Consider the following 7,385-nt stretch of genomic DNA (forward strand, 5'->3'; position numbering starts at 1 on the left):
GTCGGCCGAGCGGCCGGCCAGCCAGTGGCTCTCGGCCGACTTCGCGATCGTGGACGCGGCGACCGGCGCCACTGCCGGAGGCTGCGCGCTGATCTACGACGAGCCGTCGACCGGCCAGGCGATGATCGGCTACAGCCTGCTGCCGGAGGCGCGCGGGCGCGGGCTGGCCACCCGGGTGGTGGCCCTCGTCGCCGACTGGGCGTTCGGCATCGGGCTGGCCCGGCTCTGGGCCGGCACTCGGCCGGAGAACGTCGCCTCCCAGCGGGTGCTGGAGAAGGTCGGGTTCCAGCGCGAAGGGCTGATGCGCGGTCGGCTGCCCGGCCCGGACGGCACCCGCGTCGACTCCGTCAACTACGGGCTGCTGGCGTCGGACCTGCCGCCGCGCTGAGCGCCGGATGCCAGCGGGTACCCGAGGAGCCGTGGTGGTCGCCCACCACAGCTCCCCGGCCGGTTGTCCTCAGGGGTGGTCAGGGGTCAGATCTCCAGCGAGATGATCCCGTAGTCGTACGCGTGCCGGCGGTAGACGACGCTCGGTCGGCCGGACTCCTTGTCGTGGAACAGGTAGAAGTCGTGGCCGACGAGTTCCATCTGGAAGAGGGCGTCGTCGACGGTCATCGGCTCGGCGGGATGCACCTTTTCCCGCGCGATGTGCCACGGCTGGTCGTCGTACTCGTCGAAGTCGTCCTCCGCGCGTTCCGCGACCGCGGTGGCGGTCCGGTGGCCGTTGCGCGAGGCCAGCGAGGGCTCGTCGAAGCCCGCGACCGGCAGGTCCGCGGTGGCGGCGGCCACGGAGATCGGCGCACGCCGCCCGCGGTGTACCCGGCGGCGGTCGGCAGCCCGGCGCAAGCGGGTGTCCAGCTTGGCGATGGCTGCGTCCAACGCGCTGTAGAAGTCGTTCGTGCAGGCCTCGGCGCGGATCACCGGTCCCCGCGAGACGCAGGTGATTTCCACCCGCTGGCAGTGATCGGTCTGGCGCGGATTGCGCTCGTGGAACAACTCGACGTCGACCCGAATGAGCTTGTGGTCGTAGCGTTCGATCTTGGCGAGTTTCTCTGCTACGTGCACCCGGTAATGGTCCGGCACTTCGACGTTACGGCCCTTGACCACGATGTCCACGTGACCTCCCTTGTTCGGACGGTCGTTCGGTCCGGTTCTCCGGTCGACAGCCCTGGGAGCTCCCCGTTCGGCGTCGACCGGTGCAGTACGGCTACGCCTCCTCTCACCGCCGGGAGCGGGTGGAAACACCTCCTACCCCCGACACGAAAACGCTAACTCCTGTTCGGTCGGCAGTCACCCCTCGTTGCCAAGACCGGCCGCAAATTTTCACACCTCATACACCATGGGGTGAAACGGAAACACGAAGCGTTACCAATGACGTCGTTTTTGCGTTGCCGCGAGCACCGCCGCGACGTTTGGCGTCATTCCCGCGGCACGCAAGATCCGGCTAACCGCAGCTAACGTCACGCCGGTCGTGACGATGTCGTCGAGCACCACTACCGCCGTGTCCGGACCCGGCCGGGACGGCCCGCCGAACCGGCGCAGCCGGAACGCCGACTCCGCCGCCGCGGCCCGGCCGGCGCTGTCCAGGACGACCGAGTCCGGGCGAGGCAGCGCCCGCAGCGGCCGGAGCACCCGCACCGGCCAGCCCGCAGCGCGCAGCCGGGCGGCCGCGTGACCGGCCAACCGGCCGAGGTGGTCGCCGTACCGGGCGGGGCCGGCGTGGGGCGCGCGCCGGACCGGGGCGAAGGGATTCCAACTCGGCCACGCAGCCGGGGCAGAAACCGTGCCGCATGCCGGGCGGCCGCTCCCCGCAGCCGGCGCAGGCGGCGGGCAGCACCAGGTCGGTCAGGTCCGACCAGAGCCCGCCCACGTCCCGCACTCGCGCCTCAGTAGAGGAAGAAGGGGGCGGTCGGGTTGGATGCCTTGCCCCCGGCCGGAGGCGTCACGTCCAGCACCTGCTCCCGCTTGATGGGTTCGTACGGGGTGTTCCGGTAGGCCACCTTGTTGGCCTCGTACATGAAGACCAGATCGGTCGAACTGCCGGAGTAGGCGGCCAGGTGGGTCACCCGGGCCCCGATGTCCCGCTTCAGCGCCGTGTCGAGCGCGCCGTCCACGCTCGTCTCGTAGATCGCCGGCCGCCTCTCGTAGATCCCGGGCCGCTCCTCTGAGCCGGCGAAGATCAGCTGGTTCTCGGTACCCCAGTCGACCGCCGAGAGATCGCTCATCCGGGTCACCAGTCGGCGGGGCTGGCCGACGGTGACCACGCCACCGTCCAGGTTCACCGCGGCAACGTAGAGGGCACCATCGATGATCAGCGCGATCCGGTGCCCCTCCAAGGAGGCCGCCACCGCGGTCACCTTGCCAGGCACCCCGAGCGAGACCGGCTTCATGACGGCTTGGCCGTCGAAACGGTAGAGGTCGCCGCCGGCCACTACCAGCCCGTGCGGGTGCTGCGGGTCAAGCGAGCGGAGCCAGACGGGGCGGCCAAGCGTCTTGTACCACGGGCCGCCGCCGTTGAAGACCGTGACCGGACCCGGACCGCTGCCGGCCAGTAGCCGCTGCCGCCCGTCCGAGCCGCTAACCACCAGCGCCGCGAGGACCTTGTCGCCGGAGCGGCTGAGCGCCGCCGAGATGATCCGCTTGTTGGCGGCCGGCCCCACCGGCACCGGGCCGCTCACCTCACCGGGGAGGGAGAGCGGATGAATGGCACCGTCGTAGACGCTGAACCGCTCCGGGTTGCCGCTCACCAGGTACACCGGATGGGTCAACCGTTCCTGCTTGAGGTCGACGGTCAGCCGTTTCTGGTTCTGGATCTTCAAATCGAGCTGCCCGTCCAGCTCGGGCAGCGACCAGGCGAGCTGGGTGGCGAGACGGCCGAGCCGAGCGTCGTTGGCGCCCGGCATGTTGAGGTTGACCTCCCAGTGTCCGTTCGCCCCGGTGGCGTTGTTGATCAGCTGGGTGCCGTCCGGAAGCCGGATCACCCCTTGAGCGAGCCAGTCGGACGGACCCCCGGCCAGCCACCTGACCACCTCGGTGACCCGGCGCTCGCCCGGCACGGCCGAGGGCAGGTAACGCTGGTCGGGCACCAGCCGGGTCTGGTCGGAGTTCCAGAAGTAGATGGTGTGGATGCCGTAGTACTTCTGCAGCGATTCGTCGTTGAGCAGGAGGACGTTCGGTAGGTCCGTGATGAGCAGTTCCGGGTCGTCGGCGTCGGTGCTGGAGGGCGCCGGCCGCAGCGTGAACTGGTATTCCGTCTCGCTGGCCACCGGGGGCGCGAGGCTGCCGTCGGTCCGCAGCACGCCGACCTGCTGGACCTTGATCTTCACCACGCTGCTGCCGTCGCTGTTGGGCGTGACCTCCGGGTTCTCCCACAGCCGGACCACGGTCAGCGTGATCTCACTGCCGTGCTTCTCGCGGAGCAGGCTCCGCGACCCAGGTGCGATGAACTCCTTGACCCGCTCGTACGCCTGCTCCCGCTCCCCCGCGGCGGCCTGCAGGTAGTTGAGGATGAACTCCTTGGGATCTCTGCTCGCGGTGTGCGTGGGCGGTTCGACCACACCGCCGTTGAGCGATCCCGACTCCGCCGCCGGGCCCCGGCCGTCCACCTGTACCCCTGAGTTGTCGGGAATGCCGCAGCCGGTGAGGCCGGTGCCGAGCAGCACCCCGCCGAGCAGGACGGCGAGCAACCGCCGGCTCACGACGTCACCTCCGCCCGGTCGTCCCCGCCGGCGGCCGGGCCGATGGCCAGCGCGCCGGCGCTGCCCGGGCCGATGGCCAGCAGGCCGCCCGCCCGGGGACCGCCGAACGGCAGCGCGGCGTCGGCCGGTACCAGTCGCAGCGGCGACGTGGTCAGCCGGTCGCCCGCCCGGGCCGGCAGAGTCAGCCGGAACTGGGCGCCCTGCCCCGGCGCGCCCCACGCCTCCAGCCAACCGCCGTGCAGGCGGGCGTCCTCCAGACTGATGGAGAGGCCGAGTCCGGTGCCGCCGGTCTGCCGGGCGCGGGACGGATCGGCCCGCCAGAACCGGTTGAAGACCAGCTTCTCCTCGCCCGGCTTGAGCCCCACGCCGTGGTCCCGGACGGTGATCGCGACGGCGCTCTGGTCCATCCCGAGCGTGATCAGCACCGGCTTGCCCTCGCCGTGCTCGACCGCGTTGCCCACCAGGTTGCGCAGCACCCGTTCGACCCGGCGCGGATCCACCTCGGCGATCACGGGGGTGGCGGGAACGTCCAGTTCGATGGTCACCCCCGCCCGCTCGGCCAGGCTGGTGAGCCGCTCGGCCACCCGGTGCACCACCGGCACCAGATCGGTCGGCTCGGAGTCCAGCACGGCGAAGCCGGCGTCGAAGCGGCTGATCTCCAGCAGGTCGGTGAGGAGTTCCTCGAACCGGTCCAGCTCGGCCTGGAGCAGCTCCGCGCTGCGGGCCACCGCCGGTTCGAACTCGTCCCGCTCGGCGAAGATCAGGTCAGCGGCCATCCGGACGGTGGTCAGCGGGGTACGCAGCTCGTGCGAGACGTCCGAGGTGAACCGGCGCTGCAACCGGGACATCTCCTCCAGCCGGAGGATCTGCCGCTGCAGGTTGGTCGCCATCTGGTTGAACGAGGCGGCGAGCAGGGCCAGGTCGTCCTCGCCGTTGACCACCATCCGCTGGTCGAGCAGGCCGGCGGAGAGCCGCTGCGCGGTCCGGGCGGCCACCCGGACCGGGGTGACCACCAGCCGGGTGACCAGGGCGGCGAGCAGGCCCAGCAGGAGCACCAGGGCGACGCCGGTGGCGACCACGGTGGCCCGGGCGTCGGCCGCGGTGGCGTCCTGGCGGGCCAGCGGTACGAGGTAGTAGAGCTCCACCTGACCGAACCGGGTCGGCACCGGTGAGCCGTACACGAGGTACTTGGTCCGCTCCCCGCCGAGCTCCCCGGTGCGGATCTGGTGGGCGATGTTGCCGCCGGCCACGGACGCCCGCAGCTCCTTGCTGATCAGCGGCCGGATCTCCACGTCCGGGGAGGTACGGGGCTCGATGGTGCGGGGGAAGTTGTCCGCGGTGATGGCGACGACGACCCCGCTGGTCTGCGCCGGATCACCGCCGGCCAGGTAGTTGACCGTGCCGTCGATGGTGTCCTGGAGCTGCGCCTCCTGCGGCTGGCTGTAGAGGTTGAACTGCTTCGCCGCGTAGTCGCTGCCGTTGTGCAGCCGGAGCAGGACGTCGGTCTCCGCGTTCTCCAGCAGGATGCCGGTGATCTTGTCGGCGATCAGGTACGCGAAACCGCCGACGAGCAGGCTGGACGCGACGAGGGTGATGGTCACCACCCGGACCTGCAGGGATCGCCGCCAGGTCTGGTGCAGGCCGGCGGCGAGCCGGGCCGACCGGGCGGCGAGGACGCGCCACAGCGCCCGCGCGGCGTGCAGCCGGCGGGACGCGGCGGTCGACGAAAAGAGGTGCGGGGAGGTCACCACAGTGGGACCAAGGCTATCCGGTACCGGCCTTGTAGCCCACGCCTCGCACGGTGAGGATGATTTCGGGCCGCTCCGGGTCCGGCTCGATCTTGGCGCGCAGCCGCTGCACGTGCACGTTGACCAGGCGGGTGTCCGCCGCGTGCCGGTAGCCCCAGACCTGCTCCAGCAGCACCTCACGGGTGAAGACCTGACGCGGCTTACGGGCGAGCGCGACCAGCAGGTCGAACTCCAGCGGGGTCAGCTTCACCTCCTCGTCGTCCCGGCTGACCGTGTGCGCCGGCACGTCGATGGAGATCTGGTTGCCGGGCGGGCCGATGGTGAGCATCTCCGGCGCCACGTCCTCGCCCCGGCGCAGCCGGGCCCGCATCCGGGCCACCAGCTCCTTGGGCTTGAACGGCTTGACCACGTAGTCGTCGGCGCCCGACTCCAGCCCTAGCACCACGTCCACGGTGTCGCTCTTGGCCGTGAGCATGACGATCGGCACGCCGGACTCGGCCCGGATCGCCCGCGCCACGTCGATACCGCTCATTCCAGGCAGCATGAGGTCGAGCAGGACGATATCGGGCCGACTGTCACGGAACGCGGCCAATGCCCGTTCTCCGTCCGCGACGAACGAGGGCACGAAGCCCTCGCTGCGCAGGACGATGCCGAGCATCTCGGCGAGGGCTGGGTCGTCGTCGACCACCAGTACCCGGGCTCTCATGGGGTTTATCGTTCCATCCCCGTTCGGTTCGGAGGGTTCGGCGTCACCCCGGCACGGTACTGCTACCGGGCACGCGGCACCACCGCCGCCGGCGCACACGCCCCGCGTGGCGTGTCGCCCGGCGTACGGGTCCACCGGAAGAGGACCGGCCGTGCAAACATGATCCCTCGCGGGTGCCGCCGCCCGCCACCACCGCTCGTCCGCCAGGAGTACGCGTGCCCGACGTCGGCCCGACCGCCGTACTCCCGCGTCGCCCACTCACCGTCGGGGAGCTGCTCGACTCGGCCGTCCTGCTGCTGCGCGGCCAGGCCCGACTGCTGATCCCGCTCGCCATCCCGTTCGCCCTCGGTGAGCAACTGCTGCTCCAGCCGCTGCGGGTGATGGCCGACGCCCGGCCGCCCGAGTACTGGCTGGATGCCGGCCGGCTCGGCTCGTACTGGCTGCTGCTGGCGGTGGGCGCCGGCACCGAGGCGGCGATCATCGCGCTGCTCGGCAACCCGGCCGCGCGGGCGGCCGGGGCGGCGCTGCTGGGGCATCGGGCCGGGGTGCGTGAGCTGCTGCGACCCGCCGGTGCCCGCTGGCTGGCCACGCTGCTGCTCGCCCCGCTGGTGGGCCTCGCCGTCGAGATCGCCGCGCTGTGCGGGCCCGCCTGGTTCGTCGCGTACGGGCTGCTCGGCGCGGTCATACCCGCCCTTGTGGTGGACCGGCTCCCGGCGCACCGGGCACCACTGCGCGCGCTCGGGCTCGCCGTCCGCTCCGGCGCCCGGGCCGCCGGCATCCGGCTGCTCGGCTACGTCGGCTGGTGGCTCGTCCGGCTCGCCGTCGGGCTCGGCGTCTTCTACGGGCTCACCCGGCTGGGGCTGGTGGACCTCACCGACCCGGCCTGGGCCGTAGCGGTGGCGACCGCGGCGTGGGCCGGAGTGAACGCGGTCGCCTACCCGGCGCTGGCCTGCCTCGACGCGGTGCTGCACCTGGAGACCCGGATGCGGACGGAGGGCCTGGACATCCGGCTCTCCCGCATCCCCGCCGGCCCGCCCGAGCCCGCCCTGCTGGCGGTCGAGCGGTGAGCCGCTGGTGGACCGAGGCGGTCGCCGCGCTCGGCGACGTCCTGCCGCTGCCGCTCGCCACCCTGCTCCTGCTGCTCGCCGCGCTGCTGGCGGCCCTTGCCTGGTACCACTTCCCGGCCTGGGTGCCCCGACGGCTGCCCCGGCTCCGGCTGCCCCGGTTCCCGCG

6 protein-coding genes and 1 pseudogene are annotated in these 7,385 nt (G+C 71.8%); 2 read left to right on the top strand and 5 right to left on the bottom strand.

Features of this window, described 5'->3' with window-relative positions; genetic code table 11:
• Positions 1-388 (top strand): GNAT family N-acetyltransferase (locus tag DKL51_RS32870; protein WP_148097924.1); only part of this gene is annotated, 388 nt, incomplete at its 5' end.
• Positions 389-474: 86 nt separating this feature from the next.
• On the opposite strand, the gene hpf is transcribed toward DKL51_RS32870, so the two are convergent.
• The 5 genes and pseudogenes from hpf to mtrA form a co-directional block, all read right to left on the bottom strand.
• Positions 475-1,116, bottom strand: a complete 642-nt coding sequence (hpf, locus tag DKL51_RS32875; RefSeq protein ID WP_109943900.1) for a ribosome hibernation-promoting factor, HPF/YfiA family — start codon at positions 1,114-1,116, stop codon at positions 475-477.
• 249 nt (positions 1,117-1,365) lie between these two features.
• Positions 1,366-1,837 (bottom strand): annotated as a pseudogene (locus DKL51_RS32880) (ComF family protein).
• Between the two features lie 49 nt (positions 1,838-1,886).
• On the bottom strand, positions 1,887-3,698 hold the full coding sequence (locus DKL51_RS32885; RefSeq protein WP_109943686.1) for an LpqB family beta-propeller domain-containing protein: 1,812 nt from the start codon (positions 3,696-3,698) through the stop codon (positions 1,887-1,889).
• On the bottom strand, positions 3,695-5,449 hold the full coding sequence (gene mtrB, locus DKL51_RS32890; RefSeq protein ID WP_438819692.1) for an MtrAB system histidine kinase MtrB: 1,755 nt from the start codon (positions 5,447-5,449) through the stop codon (positions 3,695-3,697). The genes DKL51_RS32885 and mtrB overlap by 4 nt, the downstream gene beginning before the upstream one ends.
• Before the next feature lie 13 nt (positions 5,450-5,462).
• On the bottom strand, positions 5,463-6,152 hold the full coding sequence (mtrA, locus tag DKL51_RS32895; RefSeq protein ID WP_109965640.1) for an MtrAB system response regulator MtrA: 690 nt from the start codon (positions 6,150-6,152) through the stop codon (positions 5,463-5,465).
• A 215-nt stretch (positions 6,153-6,367) separates the two neighbouring features.
• On the opposite strand from mtrA, the gene DKL51_RS32900 reads away from it, so the two are divergent.
• Positions 6,368-7,219 (top strand): hypothetical protein, encoded by an 852-nt coding sequence (locus DKL51_RS32900; RefSeq protein ID WP_124813204.1) that lies wholly within the window; start codon positions 6,368-6,370, stop codon positions 7,217-7,219.
• Positions 7,220-7,385 lie beyond the last annotated feature (166 nt).

The organism is Micromonospora globispora (assembly GCF_003857015.1).
Classification (GTDB): Bacteria; Actinomycetota; Actinomycetes; order Mycobacteriales; family Micromonosporaceae; genus Micromonospora; species Micromonospora globispora.

What these genes read in the sequence shown, in the direction of transcription:
- mtrA (WP_109965640.1), bottom strand. Translation starts at nt 6,152, where the DNA reads ATGAGAGCCCGGGTACTGGTGGTCGACGACGACCCAGCCCTCGCCGAG.